This window comes from Moorena sp. SIO3I8, from assembly GCF_010692325.1.
GTDB lineage: Bacteria > Cyanobacteriota > Cyanobacteriia > Cyanobacteriales > Coleofasciculaceae > Moorena.
Genome location: NZ_JAAHHW010000138.1, coordinates 1 through 17,080, shown reverse-complemented (window position 1 = coordinate 17,080; position 17,080 = coordinate 1). Strand labels below are relative to the sequence as shown.

The 17,080-nt window shown below is 40.8% G+C and carries 15 protein-coding genes and 7 pseudogenes; 7 read left to right on the top strand and 15 right to left on the bottom strand.

The window, feature by feature from the left end:
- Positions 1-306 precede the first annotated feature (306 nt).
- From F6K51_RS31115 to F6K51_RS31060, 12 genes and pseudogenes are all read right to left on the bottom strand, one after another.
- The gene (locus tag F6K51_RS31115; RefSeq protein WP_293027869.1) at positions 307-1,044 is read right to left on the bottom strand and encodes a peptidylprolyl isomerase; all 738 of its coding nucleotides are present in this window, start codon (positions 1,042-1,044) and stop codon (positions 307-309) included.
- Between the two features lie 72 nt (positions 1,045-1,116).
- Positions 1,117-1,362 (bottom strand): annotated as a pseudogene (locus F6K51_RS31110) (IS4 family transposase); the annotation flags it as partial.
- Positions 1,319-1,738, bottom strand: coding sequence for a hypothetical protein (locus F6K51_RS31105; protein ID WP_293027866.1), 420 nt, complete (start codon positions 1,736-1,738; stop codon positions 1,319-1,321). The pseudogene F6K51_RS31110 and the gene F6K51_RS31105, both read right to left, overlap by 44 nt.
- A 432-nt stretch (positions 1,739-2,170) precedes the next feature.
- Positions 2,171-2,460 (bottom strand): annotated as a pseudogene (locus F6K51_RS31100) (hypothetical protein); the annotation flags it as partial.
- 162 nt (positions 2,461-2,622) lie between these two features.
- A pseudogene (locus F6K51_RS31095) lies at positions 2,623-2,781 on the bottom strand (IS4 family transposase); the annotation flags it as partial.
- Between the two features lie 142 nt (positions 2,782-2,923).
- A pseudogene (locus tag F6K51_RS31090) lies at positions 2,924-3,310 on the bottom strand (transposase); the annotation flags it as partial.
- 83 nt (positions 3,311-3,393) lie between these two features.
- Positions 3,394-3,801: pseudogene (locus F6K51_RS31085) on the bottom strand (IS4 family transposase); the annotation flags it as partial.
- Between the two features lie 123 nt (positions 3,802-3,924).
- The gene (locus F6K51_RS31080; protein WP_293027863.1) at positions 3,925-4,695 is read right to left on the bottom strand and encodes a transposase; all 771 of its coding nucleotides are present in this window, start codon (positions 4,693-4,695) and stop codon (positions 3,925-3,927) included.
- Positions 4,692-5,072: a hypothetical protein gene (locus tag F6K51_RS31075; protein WP_293027859.1), complete on the bottom strand. Its 381-nt coding sequence runs from the start codon at positions 5,070-5,072 to the stop codon at positions 4,692-4,694. The genes F6K51_RS31080 and F6K51_RS31075 overlap by 4 nt, the downstream gene beginning before the upstream one ends.
- Before the next feature lie 373 nt (positions 5,073-5,445).
- Positions 5,446-5,622, bottom strand: coding sequence for a hypothetical protein (locus F6K51_RS31070; RefSeq protein WP_293027857.1), 177 nt, complete (start codon positions 5,620-5,622; stop codon positions 5,446-5,448).
- Positions 5,623-5,632: 10 nt separating this feature from the next.
- Positions 5,633-7,312: an HlyD family efflux transporter periplasmic adaptor subunit gene (locus tag F6K51_RS31065; RefSeq protein WP_293027855.1), complete on the bottom strand. Its 1,680-nt coding sequence runs from the start codon at positions 7,310-7,312 to the stop codon at positions 5,633-5,635.
- Between the two features lie 103 nt (positions 7,313-7,415).
- Positions 7,416-9,347, bottom strand: a complete 1,932-nt coding sequence (locus F6K51_RS31060) for a peptidase domain-containing ABC transporter (RefSeq protein WP_365940399.1) — start codon at positions 9,345-9,347, stop codon at positions 7,416-7,418.
- A 72-nt stretch (positions 9,348-9,419) separates the two neighbouring features.
- Here F6K51_RS31060 and F6K51_RS31055 point away from each other — a divergent pair.
- Positions 9,420-10,588: pseudogene (locus tag F6K51_RS31055) on the top strand (IS4 family transposase).
- Here the strand turns inward: F6K51_RS31055 and F6K51_RS31050 are convergent.
- Positions 10,540-11,463 carry a cysteine peptidase family C39 domain-containing protein gene (locus tag F6K51_RS31050; RefSeq protein ID WP_364303586.1) on the bottom strand — a complete coding sequence of 308 codons (924 nt, stop codon included), beginning with the start codon at positions 11,461-11,463 and terminating at the stop codon, positions 10,540-10,542. The pseudogene F6K51_RS31055 and the gene F6K51_RS31050 sit on opposite strands and share 49 nt — an antisense overlap.
- Before the next feature lies 1 nt (position 11,464).
- Complete coding sequence (locus F6K51_RS31045) at positions 11,465-12,157, bottom strand: helix-turn-helix domain-containing protein (protein ID WP_293027852.1); 693 nt, start codon at positions 12,155-12,157, stop codon at positions 11,465-11,467.
- Between the two features lie 1,155 nt (positions 12,158-13,312).
- On the opposite strand from F6K51_RS31045, the gene F6K51_RS31040 reads away from it, so the two are divergent.
- From F6K51_RS31040 to F6K51_RS31020, 6 genes are all read left to right on the top strand, one after another.
- A complete protein-coding gene (locus F6K51_RS31040; RefSeq protein WP_293027848.1) occupies positions 13,313-13,537 on the top strand; it encodes a hypothetical protein in 225 nt (74 codons plus the stop codon).
- Positions 13,503-13,676, top strand: a complete 174-nt coding sequence (locus tag F6K51_RS38685; protein WP_365940396.1) for a transposase family protein — start codon at positions 13,503-13,505, stop codon at positions 13,674-13,676. The genes F6K51_RS31040 and F6K51_RS38685 overlap by 35 nt, the downstream gene beginning before the upstream one ends.
- A gap of 40 nt (positions 13,677-13,716) precedes the next feature.
- Positions 13,717-14,118, top strand: a complete 402-nt coding sequence (locus F6K51_RS31035) for a transposase family protein (RefSeq protein WP_293027842.1) — start codon at positions 13,717-13,719, stop codon at positions 14,116-14,118.
- Positions 14,111-14,419 (top strand): transposase family protein, encoded by a 309-nt coding sequence (locus F6K51_RS31030; RefSeq protein WP_293027837.1) that lies wholly within the window; start codon positions 14,111-14,113, stop codon positions 14,417-14,419. Before F6K51_RS31035 ends, F6K51_RS31030 begins: the two co-directional genes overlap by 8 nt.
- A gap of 413 nt (positions 14,420-14,832) precedes the next feature.
- A complete protein-coding gene (locus F6K51_RS31025; RefSeq protein ID WP_293027833.1) occupies positions 14,833-14,973 on the top strand; it encodes a hypothetical protein in 141 nt (46 codons plus the stop codon).
- A gap of 1 nt (position 14,974) precedes the next feature.
- Positions 14,975-15,439 (top strand): ISAs1 family transposase, encoded by a 465-nt coding sequence (locus tag F6K51_RS31020; RefSeq protein WP_293027830.1) that lies wholly within the window; start codon positions 14,975-14,977, stop codon positions 15,437-15,439.
- Positions 15,440-16,915: 1,476 nt separating this feature from the next.
- On the opposite strand, the pseudogene F6K51_RS31015 reads toward F6K51_RS31020, so the two are convergent.
- Positions 16,916-17,080 (bottom strand): annotated as a pseudogene (locus F6K51_RS31015) (IS4 family transposase); the annotation flags it as partial.

Genomic DNA, 17,080 nt, shown 5'->3' with positions numbered 1-17,080 from the left:
ATCTACTTCTTGTATGGAATAGTCCGGTACTGGTTCTGTTAACTTATAAGATAATTTGTTGATAGCTGCTTAATTTTATTGCTTCATGGTTTGACTCCACGTTCGGGGAGTAGTGGTCGTTTTTGTCACCCCTGAACGCTTACGTTTTTTCCGAGGTACAGCAGGGGTAGGGTATCAGTTGTTACGCTTAGCATCTCCAGAATTGTTGCCTTCAGTGCTGATTTGGGAGTAGAGTACCGTTGAATGGTTCTGTTGCGAAAACGCTCTCGCTCTTGTAGTAAGTAACTCCACCCCAGTATTTAGTATCTACTCTATTTGCTTAACAACTTCAACTCCCGCAATTTGCCCCTTCAACCACCCACTAAACAAATCAGACATAATTTGAGCGCGCAACTTCCCATCCAATTCCGATTTAACAATCTCCTCAACCAAAATCAGATGTACTCCCTTAGAACTCACAATCGGCTTAAGCAACTGTGGCGGCTCAGCAGCAAAAACAGCAGCAGAAATTTCTGGCTTAAACTCCTGACGCTTAACAATTCCCCGATATCCTCCAGAGCGTCGTAACTCAGTATCATTGATGTATTCGTGAGCAATTTGATAGAAACTTATCTCCCCTTCGTCCAGGGCATAAAACAGTTCCATGGCTAGCTCTTGATCATCTAAAACCACTTCGTAAATAACAGCAGCAGCATAATCCAGCTGATGTTCAAAGAAATAGGGTTCAACCTTATCCGCAAACAGATGTTGAACTACCTTGCTAGCCATCAAATTAGTATACACTATTTCTTCAAAATCATCTAAAGACATACTGTGTTGTTGCAGCCATGCCCAAGTGTCCTCTGAATTCTCAAGTTTGTTCATTAACCGGAATTGGTCTGCTGCCTTTTGAAGTTCTTCAATCTCTACACGGATGCCAGCACTTTCTGCAGTAGCAGCAATAATCTTGCGCGTCACAATCCCTTCAATAATTTCAGGGATTTGGCAGGATAGCTGGACTTGGTGAAAAATCTCTTCAGTGGTAATCGTAATAGCTGGTAACATCCAGAAATGTTGAATCCCGAGAGTTATGTACCTAAAATTAGATATACTACACCTATAACACACCAGATAGCTTCACGAGAACACCATCTTATCAAACCAATGTACATAGCTAATATTTTCACACATAAAAGCTTGTAAATATCGAAGCTTATCTAATAATATACTTCCAAATTAATTAGGGGTATTAACCAATTGTAATAACAAGTAAGCGATCAGAAAGCTATATATTTTTATTTCAATACCATTAATATTTTTGGTTATTAATCTTTCGAGTTTAAGATGCATTTTTAAAAACTTCCAGAACAACTCTATTTGCCATCCAAGGAGACGAAACCTTAGAGAGTGGAGCCTTATTCATATAACTTAAAACTATTACCCATAACCTGTCCCTATAAAGGCTCCACTCTCTTACGGTAACTTCAAATAAACGATAAAAATCCGCAATATATTCATTACTTCTTCCTGCTTCACCTGTTTCTGGTAGGTTAGTTACTAGTCTAAATTCAGTTTTAGTTTCAAGGTCACAAAAGTTGACTACTCTCACTTTTACTTGATCTTTACCTGTTCCAATTATGTACTGGCCATCCTCCAACATTTCTAGCTTGAAATTGTTATTAATTCTCAAGACCAAATAACGATTATATTTGGTCTTGAGATTTTTTATTCTCTCCAAGCTCGCAAATCCTCTATCCATTACTCCAACTCCGTTTTATGGAGTTGACTCTATTGTGTTATCCCCATATTTACTATCATGACCTTGACCAAAATGAATCATTATTCCTCCTGGCTCTGCTGTTAATAAATTTAAGCCACTGAATAATTTTACTTGATTAAATCCTTGGCTCCATAACAGCTTACTTGTTAATGTTACTATGGTCTAATCAATCGGAAATAATGCTAATTGATTATTCCATATTTTTGGGTTTTTATGTATAGTTTTTCTTAATTGAACGAACAAATTAGAAAACACCTTGCGCATTGGCGCACGCTACGCGAATGGATTTCTAACTTTGCTCGCCTTAGAGAAAGTCGATATGTCTACCTCTAGGCCGCGTACATTCAAAAGCTTAAATAAACTACTCATACTAGTTTGACTTTGTTCGCGTAGCGTGGCCCAAAGGCCAATCTAATACAAATTATAACCAGGTTGATACAAATAGGAAAGTATTGAGGACTGGATCTGGGGGGGCGACATGAGAGCTAAAAAGTAGACTGTATAAGCTTCATAGCTCTCATACCTCGTAAATAATTATCGAGCTTATGACGACTTAAACGCATCAAAGCATAAACTAATTACCAACATTTATCCATAAAGTTAATCCATTTTTGAGCATACATTCCAATATAAAAACTGCTATGTCTTTTAGTTAATCGCCCATATTCTTTGACTCTCGCTACATAGTCCTGAACTCCTTGTCTTGATGCAGTCGCTCATGGTTTGAATTTACCGTAAGATAGGGTCGCCTTATTAAAAAATATTTAACCCTTTTCTGCATAACCTGCTAACTAGAAAGGCTCCACTATCTAAGGTTTTGTCTCCGGGGGGAACCCCCAAGACCGCGCTGCATCGCTTTTATTAATTATTTCTCCTTTAATTGTGGCAATAAAGTAAGCAAAATAGATTATAATAAGTAAAGATATAAAGCGTTTACCGACAACATTACTGCCTTCCATATTCTATCCACCGCTTTTATAATCTCGGAACATTTCCTCAATATCAAAACGTTGTCTTGATGCAGTCGCTCATGGTTTGAATTTACCGTAAGATAGGGTCGCCTTATTAAAAAATATTTAACCCTTTTCTGCATAACCTGCTAACTAGAAAGGCTCCACTATCTAAGGTTTTGTCTCCGGGGTAAACCCCCAAGACCGCGCTGCATCGCTTTTTATAAGCTGATATTGCCTCAGATAATTCGCTCATATTTGTTAGGATAAACCCACCTTCTTGGCTTACTGACTTTCGATAACTTTTCTTCCATTTACAGGCAATACTAAATCCTGATACTTGTTGAGTTTTTGTGACTTTAACCTTTTCAAAAAATAACGAAACTCCTGGTTTTAATCCCGAGTTTTTCAGGGAAATCCACCCCTGATTTTTTAATTCAATTTGCTCGTTTTTTTTAAGTCTTAAACAAAACTTAAACCCTTGTTTGTCTAGCCATTCAGCCAATTTAACTGAACAAAACTCTCGGTCTCCCAAAATAACAACATGATAGCTATCAAATAGCCCTATAATAGTTGATAGTATTTGTTTTTGCTCTTCAAGTTACCGTAGAACAGTGGAGCCTTTATGGGTGTTCGGTTCTGCATAAAAGGGTTAAATCTTTTGTAATAAGGCTCCACTGTTCAAGGTTTCGTCTCCGAAAAATTACTTGAACCAAGTTTTGAAAGAAGTTCAAAATAAATTGGAATTGCTCGGTTTTTATAAATTATACTAACCACCAATAAATTTTTGTTATTCCAATTAGTCCTATCGATGGCTAAATAGATTTTTTGGTGTTTATCAAATTTTTGATAGAGCCATTCTCTAACAATTGGAAACCACATTTTTTTTATTTGAAATATTGGTAATGACAAAAATCTCTGTAACTTTTTACGCCTTGAGTTACATTTAATAGGCAAAGGTAAAGATTCAGCAATTTTTTCTAGTTTAACATCCTTGATATCTTGTACAATGATTACTACAAGGTAAAAAAACAATAATTGAGATTCGGAAAGGAGATTTTTTAAATGTTTTTGATATAATTCTGGTAGCATTTTGAATTGATAGGTCGTCTTGACAATTTCTGACCTATCTTTTTTTACCATAATTCGCTCAATTTAATATATATCAAGGGTTACGGGGCGCTTGTCGCCCTCACAGGGGTAGGTTTTTTACAATTAAGAAGAGTTAGGAGAGAATGAAGAGTGAAAAGTCTTGAAGATCGTTCGCGTAGCGTGGCCAATAGGCCAAGGTTTCAGACAACCGATAGTAATAGGCAAATCATTGAGTAAATGCTCCAGTATTGTTAACAAACCATTAACGAAACTGGAAAGTTGACGAACAGCACGATGATTGACATTAGTTGAGGATACAGATTTTCTTTGTGCTTCTTGTATCTGTGTCTGAGGAATAGGCTGTTGTAACTCCAATAATGCCTGCTCATCTTCTAGATCTTGACTCAGAGTCCATAGAAGAGCAACAGCCATGGCCAGCCATTGACGTTCTGCTCGCTCGGGATTAGTTAAGCGAGTCTTCTGCCACTGCCAACCATCACTTTTAAGGTCTCGGTAGGAACATTCAATCCAACCACGAAGACCATACCAACTCGCATCGCCCTGAGTAGGACTCAAATCAGTAATGATTAACCAAGGGTCTTGATAGCCATGATCCCATCGAGCAGACAAAGTACACTCAATCGGATTAGTTTTAAAACAGGTGATTTTAGCAGAGAAACTGGTGCCGGGATGAGGTAAAATTGAAGCTAAAGATTTCCATACGAATTCCGACTCACAGCGAAATTGCCCTTGATGGTTGATGCGCAAAAAGGGATGCCAATGTAATTCCCTAATTAACTTATACAACCAATCAGCATATAGCCCTCGATCGGCCTTTGGCCACGCTACGCGAACGGCAAAGACAATTACTTCCATTTGTGTTGGTACGTTCATCTTCTAGAGATTGAAATAGTTGCTGCCAATGAGGCCGCCAACTCCCTTTTTGAGTAGCTTTGACCACCTTCCAAGCGATCGGAATCCCACAGCCACGGTACAGAACATGGATCGATAACACCGTAAAATTCTGTTTTAATGTGGTCGCATCTAGGGCGCTTTGCTAGCTGCTTACACTCCGATGGCCATAAATCAATTATCCATTTCAATAAATCCGCAAAGCAGTCAATGACCACGATCTCTGCTCGCTTTTTTCCCGATTTCGCTTCCGCTTCGAGATACCACTCTTTCAGTCTTTGGCGAACTGTGTTTTCTTTTTCTTGGTTAATTTTGGCAATCAAACTCGATACTTTCGTCAAACTACTTGATCTAGTCATTACCATTCCAAAACTCCAGCTTGCCAGTCCTGATACTTGAGGTAAACTCAGTTTGGGAAACCGGAGGCTGACTATTTTTTTCCATTGTTTCAAATGTCGATTCAGCTTCATCCCTCAAACGTCATACACAGTTGCTGCGTCTAGCTACTCTATAGCTGATCCGTGAGTCCTTACTCCCCCCTTTGTAAAAAACCTACCCTTGTGAGCGCTTGTCGCCCCCCCAGGGACTGGATAATCATCAGTAGGTAGTTTTCCTAGCTGTTTTTTGATGATTTGTGGAAAATTTGATATCATTTAAGCAACATTATTATATTTTTATTTAGCCTCTATTTTATCAAAATAGAGGCTATTTGTCTAGTTTTTTAACTATCATTCAACATTTCTGGGTAACATCATTTTTTTTTGGTAATTGTTGATTGGACAAGGGAATAGGGAATAGGGAGTAGGGAGCAGGGAGCAGGGAGCAGGGAGCAGGGAGGTGTTGGGCGTTTCCACGACAGTTGCTGATTCTGTCCAACTCCCCACTCCCCACACTTCCCACACTCCCCACACTCCCGGCACTATAGTTCCAAACCCCCCTGCTGCAACTTCTTAAAGGGATCCAGAATTAAATCCATAATCCGACGCTGGCGGACAATTACTTCTGCGGTTGCGGTGTCCCCTGGGCGGAGAGCAATACATTCCTGTGGTGTGGGCATACAAGTTTTATTCAGTTTAATTTCTAGGTCATAAGTAGGCACTTTACCCTGCTCCGTTTCCGTGAGCTTGGAGGTTGGGTAAATTTTGATTACCTTTCCTTCTACTACCCCATAGTCTTGAAAAGGATAAGCATCAAACTTCATTTTCACTGCCATTCCTTCCCGTAAGGAGCCACTTTCTGAAATAGCGATCTGCGCCCGCAGGGAAAGGAAAGACTCCTTTGGGGCAATCTCGACTATAGTATCTCCAGGTTGCACCACAGCCCCGGCACTTTTGATAGGGGACTGAAACACGATTCCCTCGATCGGGGCCGCTAACATCCTTTGATTTAACTGAATTTCCAAAGATTTAATCTGACTTTTAGTCTGAGATAGTTCGGCTTGGAGGGTAGTAATTTGGGTTTCTATATTCTTGAGTTGTTCCTCACTTTTTAGTAACGCCAGCTTACCAGAATGAACCAAGGTTTTATAACTCCGTTCTTGCTCTTGCAAGCGAAGGCGAGCTTGTTTAATATCAGCCGATGCTTGATGAATGGTCTTTTCATAAGTACCTTGTTGCTCTTTCAGGCGAGACTGAGCTTGTTTTATGTCTAATTCAGTTCTGATGATAGTTTTCTGGGCTTCTTTGGCTGACTGTTGCACATCTAAAAAGCGTTCTTTTGACAAAACCCCTTCTTCATAAGCGTTTTTGTAACGGGGAATTTTTTCCTCAGCACTTTCTAAATGAATGGTTTCTAATTCATAGGCAACCTTGCTAGAATCTATCGCCCGCCGTGCCTGCTCTATTTGTGCCAATAGTTCTTCTTTTTGTAAACTGTAGGCGAACTTGAAGGCTTCCAGATTCTGCCGTGCTTGCTCGACTTGCGCCTGTTTTTCTAACTCTTGAGCTTGGTTTTGTTGCTCCTGGGTACGCAGAGCTAGTATCAATTGGTTTTTCAGCACCTCTAATTGATTCAGGCGATTCTGTTGCCCTTCTAATTTTTTTTGTTCCTGCTGAAGTTCAGTGCTAACTAACTCGGATTCCAGTTCTAGTAAGGTTTGACCAGCCGTTACCAATTCCCCTTCTTTGACCTTAATTGCTGCTACCGTTCCTGCCACTGGAGCATCAAGTTTGATAGTTTCCCCCGTAGGTTCCAATCTTCCTCTGGCTTTTCCCGTCTCATCCACCTGAGCGAAGATCGCCCAAGGTAAGGCAACACCCATAAATACCATCAAAAAATACAGTAATCCCCTTGTCCAAACCTGGGGTAATGTATCAAGCAGTTCCTTAGTAGCATAAGACCATTCATGACCCTGGAGTGCTTGCTCATTCCTAGCTTGAGGAGTGGTTTCTTCGGTGAGTAACTCCTGATAGGGACGCTGGTCTGGAATAGTTTGAGTCGGACTATGTCCGTTCAATGTATGATTTTCAGGCATATAGCTTTGGTATTTGAGTTGTGAACATAGGATTGATGGGAACAGGGAGCAGGGAGCAGGGAGTAGGGAGCAGGGAATAGGGAGCAGGGAGCAGGGAGCAGGGAGCAGGCAAAAGGCAAAAGGCAAGAGGCAAAAGGCAAGAGTAATCAACGAATTTTTTCCCACACCCTACACCCCACACCCCACACCCTATTCCCTGTTCCCTGTTCCCTGTTCCCTATTCCCTCCCCTATAACTGCTGCTGATTCAGATAGAAATAATGTCCTCGCTTTGCCATTAAGTCTTCGTGAGTACCGCTTTCAATCAATACCCCTCTATCGAGCACTAAAATCAGGTCAGCTTTCCGTACGGTAGAAAGACGGTGAGCAATCACTAGGGTGGTGCGGTTTTTGAGAATAGTATTGAGATTGGTCTGAATAATCCGCTCGGATTCTGCATCCAGGTGGGAGGTGGCTTCATCGAAAATTAATAGGTGGGGATTTCCCAAGAGGGCGCGAGCAATGGCTAAACGCTGTCGCTGTCCCCCAGACAACATCCCTCCTCCCTCCCCAATCTCGGTTTCATAGCCCATGGGCAATTTTTGGATAAATTCATCAGCACCGGCCAGTTTCGCTGCTGCCATAATTTCTTCTAAGGTGGCTGAGGGATAAGCCAGACTGATGTTTTGTCGAATTGTCCCTCCAAACAGAAAGGTATCTTGATCCACCACACCAATTTGCTGGCGCAAGGAGCCTAAGGAAAGACTGGTGATATCCTGCCCATCAATCAACACCTTCCCATCTGAGGGAAGATACAGCCCTAACATCAGCTTGGAAATCGTGCTTTTCCCGGAACCACTGCGCCCCACTAGGGCGACCATTTGCCCTGGTTTTACCTCAAAACTAAGATTTTCCAGGACATTGGTATCACTTTCTCGGTGATAGCGGAAGGTGACCTGATCAAAGCGAATGTGACCGCGCAACTCAGGTAATGATTGCCGTGCTTGATGGTGCAAATTTTCTTCTGGTTGGTAATCCAGCACATCATTGATGCGCTCCATAGCAATCACCACTTCCTGAAATTCATTCCACAGTAGCGTCAGCCGCTGGAAAGGCCTGATCACCTGACCCAGCAACATATTAAAAGCCACCAATTGCCCAATGGTAAGCTGATTTTGAATCACCAACCATGCCCCAAACCAGAGCAGTGCGGTAGTGGCTAACCCCTCGATGGTATTGCTGAAAATCTGGAGTCGATTGCTAATCACTTGCCCAGAAAAGTTAGTTTTAACTTCTTTATTTAATAACTCTTCCCAATGCCAGCGTACGGTTTGCTCAACTGCTGTAGACTTGACAGTGCGGACACCAGAAAGCACTTCAATCAGATAACTACTTTCTTTTGCGATCGCATGAAAGACTTCCCGAGAAATTCGTTTTAAAAATGGTGTAGAAATCAACGCCAGCAGGAAAAAGGGTGGTACAATTACTAAGATTAGCAGCGCCAATTTCCAACTGTACCAAAACATCAAACCCACATAGATAAAAACTGTTAGTAAATCTAGCAGGATAGATAACGCCTCACCGGTGAGAAACCGCTCAATTTTACGATTTTCCTGAATCCGGGAGGTAATATCTCCGACAAAACGAGACTCAAAGAAACCTAAAGGTAATCGCAAGGTATGGCTAATAAACCCGACAATCAGTGCTAGGTCTACCTTATTTGCGGTGTGGTCAAGCAAATATTGCCGCAACCCGGTAATCGCAACCCGGAACAGACTAAACATTAGCAATCCTAACCCGACAGCGGTTAGGGTGAGGGTGCTCCTTTGCACCACCACTCGGTCTAAAATTATCTGGGTAAATATGGGTGTAATCAGACCAAATATCTGGATAATTAGGGAAGCAATAAACACCTCCAGCAACACGAAACTGTGAGGCTTTACCAACTCAAAAAATTGCCAGAAAGACGTCTTACTCTCTTTGGTATCCTTCAGGAGTGCTGTAGGTTCCAGTAGCAGTGCATAACCAGTCCAATCTGCTTTGAATTCCTGGTGGCTCAGAGTTTTTTGACCAATACCAGGGTCAGCAATTACCACATGCTTGTTGGTGATTTCATAAACAACAATAAAGTGTTTTCCTTCCCAGTGGCTGGGGGGGCGACGATAGCGATTGAAACGATTGATACGTCAAGAGTGTAACGATCTGTGGTAGAAAAAGATAGGTCTTTCATTGTCAATAAGACCTATCTGTTGAAAATGTTACCCTTATTATATCAAAACCATCTAAAATTTAAACTAAAGGATCGTAATTATATTTTAGCAAATATTGTAGTTATTCTACTACAATCAATCAAAAGAGAAAGCCATTGAAAAATTAGCCAATGCTTTACCTCTTGGAATAAAGTTTGAAAGTATAAGAAAAAGACTACAGCGCTTTTTATCTTTGCCAACTTTAAATTTTGAAAATATTTGGTTTCCTATTCTATCTAATTTACTATAAACATATTTTGTTCGCGTAGCGTCGGCGAACGCCGAAAAAAATGACCTAGTTTATATAGCAAGTGATCGGACAAATTGGGGTAAAATAAACCTTTTAGTAACTAGCCTGATTTGGGACAAAAGAGCTTTTCCAGTTTACTTTACTTTGATGCCAAAATTAGGCAGTAGTAATTTTAAGGAACAAACAACTCATATATCAAAAATAATGCCGATTTTTAAAGATTATAGAATCTGCCTATTGGGAGATAGAGAATTTTGTTCTGTCAGGCTGGCAAACTGGTTGTCACAAAAGGATGCAGACTTTTGTCTACGTCTTAAAAAAAATTAATTTATTGAAATTGAAAAAAAAAATTTGGACAGATTTAGATTCTTTAGAATTAGTCCCAGGAACTTCGTTGTTTTTTAAAGGAATCAAAGTTACGAAAACTAAGGGATTACCCCGTTTTAATTTGGCCGCAAAATTGAAAAAAAATATTTCAGGATTTGCCCCAAAATAACCCTGGTTTCTTCTCACAAATTTAAAGTCGTTAGACTTGGCAATTGCTGCTTATAAAAAACGGTTTAATATTGAGCAAATGTTTAGAGATTTTAAAACAGGTTGCTATAACTTAGAAGACACTAATGTCTCAGATAATCGGTTGATTTCCTTAATTTTATTGATAACAATAGCTTATACTTCTGCTACTCTTCACGGACAAAAAATTAAACGTAAAGGAATTCATAAATATGTTGGTAGAGTAAAAGAATCTGGTCGTTTACAAAGACGACACAGTAGTTTTTATATAGGCTTACATGCTCAAACTTGGGTCAAGTTTAGTTATTAACTTATTGATTTAATACAATAATTAATGAAGCTTAATCGTAATAAACAGAAGTATTATTTACGAGGAATGAGAGCTAGATCGCTTGCCCTGTCTGCTTTATAACTATTTTCGTCACCCCCCCAGTCCCAGTGGACAATAGCAGGTAGCTGTTGTTTTGCCAGTCGATCCAGACTAGCTTTCACCGGTCGAGTGGAAAAGCCAATACTTTCGGCAGCCGCTGATAGTCCCCGCAATGAAGCGCCATTACGGTCGGCATTAGAGATATCTCGCAAGCGGTTAACACTGAATCGTTTCCCCCAATAACGACCGATCATCACCAGACAGGCAGCACCGCAGTCAGAACCACTTTGTTGGGCAAAAAACGGATAGCGTCGGATCACTCGCTGCCACAAATGACCAACCCTTTGAGTAGGGCTAGGAAAGTAAGCTTTCCTAACGGTTTGCTTGGGCTTTTGGTCTCCTGAGGTGGGGATATCTTTCTTCTGTCCCACTCCCGCACCTTCCGTTATTCTCCCTTTCTCCCCCTCTCCCAAAGCACTCTCCGACGGCATCAGCAGGGAATTTTGCCCTTGAGCCTGACGATAAAAATGCTCGCGAATTTGGGGATGTTTACTAATTAGGGGAAATAACAGTTCCGGAGTTAGATAACAGAGCTTGGTTTTGAGGGAAGCTCTGGCTGAGTAAGGCTCAAAAGACTCTTCTGGAAAGAAAGTACACTCCCCAAAGGAAGCTCCAGCTTCTAGATTGGTAATTAACTCCCCCGCGCTATTAATCAGTCTGACCTTTCCGGAAATCACAATATAGACGCCAGCCTCGGCGTCTGTTGACTGCCAAAATTGACCTACCGTTGGCTCGCGATATTTTATTTGTTTGAGACAGCGTGATACCTCTAGTTCTGAAAGAGGATGCCCTAGAGTATGGGCGAGCTGCTCAGGGGAAATCAGTGGATTAGATGTAGATGTATGTCGAACCATCATCTTATGCCATGTTGCTGGGATTGAATAACCAAAAACTATTGGATTCGGAGTTATTAGCGGATTTCAGGTCAGAAATTAAGATGCTGTGACCATCGTTTTCCCGTCCGTTAGGGGAGTTAACCTTTCTCCGTGTTGGTATAGTCGATAATCCCATCTCCTTGAGCAATCGTTGTAGGTGGGGATTGCTGACTTCAATCCCCAATTCTTTTGCCAGATGTTTGTTCAACCAATTCACTGTCCAGCGCTGAAAGGAATAACCATAATCCCGGGGACTCTGGTTAATCAGTTCTTTCAAACGGTCTAAATACTCGTCATTGACTGCCTTGGGGCGACCAATGGGACAATCCTGCCATTGGTGAGCCATCCCACTACGAGCGATATGCATCCAATGTCTTACTGTTGCGGCACAACACCCCAAGGTTTGACAAATTTCCGTTTGAGATTTGCCCTGATCTGCCAATAACATAATTTGAATCCGCTGACGGTAGGACTCATGTAAATCCTGTTCTAGGCTTTTTTGGAGCAGTTTGCGTTGGAAGGCTGTTAAATAATGACTTTGAGTAATTTTGGCTTCTGTATCTTGAGCGTTATTCATATCAATCTGTTTTCTATTTACCACAGCCCTAAATTGGGCATTTTTAACATTGATTGAATCTGTAACACCAAGGTTGCTTGCTGCAGATGGTATAGACAATTTATCCTGATTTTTGGGTAAGTTAAAACAAAGCAGACCTATACTCCGTCGAGATTAACAACTGGAGTTTTTTTTGTCGTCAAAACTATAGGTCACCAAAACCTATAGCCCTGGGCGATTGGGCTTAGAAAAGGTCGGATCAGGGAACAGGAAACAGCAGCAAAGATCGATACAGCGTGGTCTTGGGTATTTCATCCATCAACCACTAGATCAAAAGGATCGGAGTATTTTTTGATGTTATGAGCAATGAGCATTGGGGTTAATGAGCTTAAGCATTCAGCTATCAGCTATCAGCGGTCAGTAATCAGCTATCAGCTATCAGCCTATGGGATACGTCCCAGCCTCGTTCGCACAGCGTGGCCATTCGCGTAGCGTGGCCAAAGGCCAAGGCCAAAGCCTGTGCCAAGCTACTTGATGTGCTATAAGCTCAAGGCTGACGGCACTTCAAGTAGCGTGAGCTAAAAGCTGACGGCTGACGGCTGACGGCTGACGGCTGACTGCTTACTAATGAGCTAGAAACCCTATATAGACCCCAAGACTTAAGCGATCGCAATCAACTTACAGTTCCAAGACAGATAGTTTTAACCTTGATTTAAGTAATTATTCGTTCAAGAATAGTTGAATCAACTCTTGGTATTGATGTCTGAATTATATCTCACAAACAATTATATAACTAGTCTGATCAAAATCAACCTTTTACCATTAATCAATTTTCAAAACTTTCTTTACCATATTTGAACCAACCCGATGGAATAAAAATTTACAAAAGCAACATAATTTTAAAAACTTGGCTCCGACTACTTATCACTACAATAGTGGTTATCTAAAATTTATCGCTTTCACGAAATAAAAATTTACTAAAATTTTAACTCTATAAAGCTTTGATAAAGCTTGCATAAAGCTTTGATAAAAAAACAATGATAAAAAAATAATTATCAGATCAAATTCCATAGTTTATCCCTTTATCCACAATGGATGTAATCTCTCATTATCAGGGGATTGGAATCAGGGTAATCGCATTGAACTTGGTATAAATTGTACTTGACAAAAGAAATAAAGAGTCTAATAAAACTTTCCGACAATCGAGGCTGTGTTGCACAACTGACGAAGCTACCATAATAGGGAAGAACAATTCCCATTTCCAGGTCACTAATCATGGCAAAAGGCTTTGGCAAGGGCGTTATGACATCCATTGAAGAACCAGAGGCAGAAATCCTCAGAAAAAGCGTCATTAAGCATTTTCAACATTTGGAAGACCCGAGAGTGGGTTCAAGGAAAGCTCATAGTCTAGTGGCAATTATCACCATAGCCAACAAGCGCGATACTCTCAGGAGCGGAGGGGTTTGTGGGAATAGAAACCTATGGAAAAGCAAAGCTTGAGTGGCTAGAGAAATTTCTGGAAATACCCAATGGAATTCCTTCACACGATACCTTTGGAAGAGTATTGTCCCAGCTAGAGCCAGAGGAACTCAACCACAGCTTCCTCAATAGACCTCTCCAACAAACAAATTTATGGTAAAATAAGAGGAGCATAAGTAATTATATTAACTTCAATAAACATGAGTTACACTTGGAATTACATCCAGAAAAATCCTAAACAAACCAAACGATTGCTAGGGATAAATCCTGAACAACTCTCTCAACTGATAGAACAAGCAAAGTTATTACATCTTCAACATCAAGAAAAAATTCAAAATCAAAAAGTCAGGCTAATTAAGTCTGGGGGAGGTGCTTCACAAAAGTTATCAATTGAAGACCAAATAGTCTTGACGTTAATTTACTTACGACATCACATAAACTTTCAACTTCTAGGACTACAGTTTCAGGTGAGCGAATCGACAGCAAACTCGACTTTTAACTACTGGCAATCTCTTTTGCTGAGAAGCTCTACCAGCTTCTTTATTAGAACAAGTAAAAAAGGGCGAAGAAGAGTCGGAGATAATTCGGGAAGCTTTGACTGAGTATGAGTTAATAGTAGATAGTGCTGAACAAGTCAGAGAAAGACCTTTAGATTATCATCAGCAAAAAATTTTCTATTCTGGTAAGAAGAAAAATCATACATTTAAAAACCAATTTATTGTCTTGCCAAAAGGGGAAGATATTGTGGACGTGGTGGTCGGCAAACCTGGCCCCAAAAGTGACATAAATATTTGTCGAGAACGTTTAGCAAAATTTGATGATAAACAGCGACTGAGTGGAGACAAAGCTTATTTAGGAGAACAACAAATAAGAACTCCCCACAAAAAACCAAAAAATGGGTAATTAACTCCACAGCAAAAGAAAGATAATAAGTTATTATCTTCAAACATAATATTTGTATAACACCTGATAAGATTGGTTAAAATATTTAAAATAGCTAGTGAAAGATTTCGCCTCAATCCTAGGAAATATGGCGAGGTAATTCTGACAGTATGTGGTTTAGTTAGGTTGAGAAAAGGAGCCTTAGTATTACAAGTAAAAAACTTCCCAGAAATGGCTGAAACAATTGAGGTTATCTCTACTCATAGTTTTGGCGCTAAATTAACATCAATAGCTTGTTAAGCCTATTATAGCGTTAATTCAACGTAAAATTTACTTGGTCAATTTGAGCGCTGAAAAGCAGTGCCTGAGATAGTTTCAAGTTTTTGGAGAGGTCTAATTGGATCAGCAGCATCACAGAGAAATTAAATCTGGAGATGATTCATATAGATGGTAAGACAGCCAGAGGCTCCTATGACCGGGAAAAGAAGCTCAAAGCGTTGCATAGTGTCAGCGCCTGGAGTAGTGAGCATAGTTTAGTGCTAGCAAGCGCAAAAAGTAGAGAGCAAGTCCAATGAAATGACCGCAGTGCCACGAAGGCTGTTGTTGCTCAACCTCAAGGGAGCTGTAGTCACCTTGGATGCTATGGGTACTCAAATAGAGATTGTCCAGGAAATCCAGCGGGGAGAAGGGGACTATGTCCTGGCTCTCAAAGGTAATCAAGGTAAGCTCTGTGAGCAGGTAAAAGCTTGGTTTGACCAAGCTCAAGCTCACCATTGGCAGGGGATTGACTACAGCTATGATCAAACGACTGAAAGTGGGCATCATCGCCTGGAAACCCGGGAAGTTTGGGCAGTGCCAGTAACTCAATTACCACCTTTACATCGCCAAAATCAGTGGTTGGGTTTAACCACAGTGGTGATGGTTCGCTCTTACAGACAATTATGGAACAAAACAACCACAGAGGTGAGGTTGTACCTCAGTAGCTTGGAAGCGGATGCCCAGCGGCACAATCAAGTGATTCGCTCCCACGCTTTGTATTGAAAATAGCTTACATTGGGTTCTTGATGTCACCTTTGATGAAGATGCCAGTCGAGTACGTCAGGGTCATGGTGCAGAAAACCTCGGCTTGTTGCGTCGTTTGAGTGTCAATTTACGTGGATCGTGAACCCTCCAAGCAGAGTTTGAAGATGAAGCGTTACAGGGCTGGGATAGACAATAACTCAGTAATGAAAATCCTGGCTGCTAGCGTGGCTGAGTCATAGGGTAGCTTAGTCCAGTGGCGAAACTAGATCTCGGAAGACCAAGGAGGTAAAGAATATTCTCCAATAGCTCAGCAATGATCTCCATGTTGCACAAAGCTCAATTTTATCTAGCTTTGTGCGCTTTATAACTCCCCTTGTGCTGTCAAGTTTCCGGTCATTTTACAGTAATTTTATCACTCGATTCCAATGCGATTACCCTGGGATTGGAATTAGCCACTAGCCGGAACCTTAGCAGGGATGAAGTGAGCATAACTGAAGGCTGACAAGGCTGCTTGTCACACCTGAATGCTATAGCTAGTTTTTTGATTGGAGTGGAAGCCTCAGTTAATGCATTTCCCTGGGTAAGACTTTAAAGGTGAAGGTCATAGTTCACCATTTGCCACATGAGCTGGGTGTCTTGCTCCCCGAACCATTACGATGGCTGCAAGCTGCTACATGTATAAGCCATGTTGAGTTGGTAGTAACGGCTTAATTGGCTATTATTCCTTAATAATAGGTAATGCTGACAGTACCCTTTTGGGTACTGTTTCACTGCACTTTCTGTGTGAAGCCAATATGCATGTAAATTTCAGTCCGAGCCACTATTGATGTGTAGCCGTAATCGGCCAGAATTGGGATGAAAACCTCTCTGGGTAAGGGAAAAAGGTCAATTGCCTGAAAGTGAATACTGAATTATCTACGCCTCGAAGGTGAATCGCCTTCCCAATCTAGGTTGATCGCTCATTGGAGTGTAAGATTTTGTCAAAGTCCCGCTATCTGGTATTTGATTAATGACTATAACTCATCCTTACTGGTTTAGGACTACCAAGAGCATTAAGCTTTATTGGTTGTCTTCATTCTAATTAATCTCTCCAAAAATCCAATTTTTATACAATTTTATGTAAAGTTTTGTAACTAATATAATCAAAATCAATGGTCATGACCCAGGCAAATGAAGCTATGATGGCTAAACTAAACCACTATGATGATTAAATTCAACATCTGGAGTGGGCTTGGGGAGAACTGGTTGAGCAAATTTTGCGTTCGCGTAGCGTGACCTACGGTCAATCGCCTTTGGCGGGCTCTTCGAGCCATCGCATAACCGTTATCGCCCAGGGGAGTCTCAATCTGCTAAATTAATTTGCCACAAACCATACCAATTCCTAACTGCCAACCATACTGTAGACAGCAATCCCGCCATGCTCAAAGTCAAACCACTGTAAGGCTAACTGTTGATACCTGACGCCTTATATTCCTGAGGGGGTGACGAAATGAGCTAAAACGCAGATTCTATAAGCGACCTAGCCCTTAAACCGCGTTGATAATACTTTCGTTTATTAGGATTTAATTTCATTAATTCGGTTACTAATTTTAGACAAACATCCTTAAAATTCATCCAGGTTTGACCATACAAACCAACGTAAAAACTGCTATGCCTCCG

Excerpts from the sequence above, each read along its gene's own strand:
- F6K51_RS31020 (WP_293027830.1), top strand. The coding sequence starts at position 14,975 with ATGACCGCAGTGCCACGAAGGCTGTTGTTGCTCAACCTCAAGGGAGCT.
- F6K51_RS31080 (WP_293027863.1), bottom strand. The coding sequence starts at position 4,695 with ATGAACGTACCAACACAAATGGAAGTAATTGTCTTTGCCGTTCGCGTA.
- F6K51_RS31025 (WP_293027833.1), top strand. The coding sequence starts at position 14,833 with ATGATTCATATAGATGGTAAGACAGCCAGAGGCTCCTATGACCGGGAA.
- F6K51_RS31035 (WP_293027842.1), top strand. The coding sequence starts at position 13,717 with ATGAGTTACACTTGGAATTACATCCAGAAAAATCCTAAACAAACCAAA.
- F6K51_RS31050 (WP_364303586.1), bottom strand. The coding sequence starts at position 11,463 with ATGATGGTTCGACATACATCTACATCTAATCCACTGATTTCCCCTGAG.
- F6K51_RS31115 (WP_293027869.1), bottom strand. The coding sequence starts at position 1,044 with ATGTTACCAGCTATTACGATTACCACTGAAGAGATTTTTCACCAAGTC.
- F6K51_RS31075 (WP_293027859.1), bottom strand. The coding sequence starts at position 5,072 with ATGACTAGATCAAGTAGTTTGACGAAAGTATCGAGTTTGATTGCCAAA.
- F6K51_RS31105 (WP_293027866.1), bottom strand. The coding sequence starts at position 1,738 with ATGGATAGAGGATTTGCGAGCTTGGAGAGAATAAAAAATCTCAAGACC.
- F6K51_RS31040 (WP_293027848.1), top strand. The coding sequence starts at position 13,313 with ATGGCAAAAGGCTTTGGCAAGGGCGTTATGACATCCATTGAAGAACCA.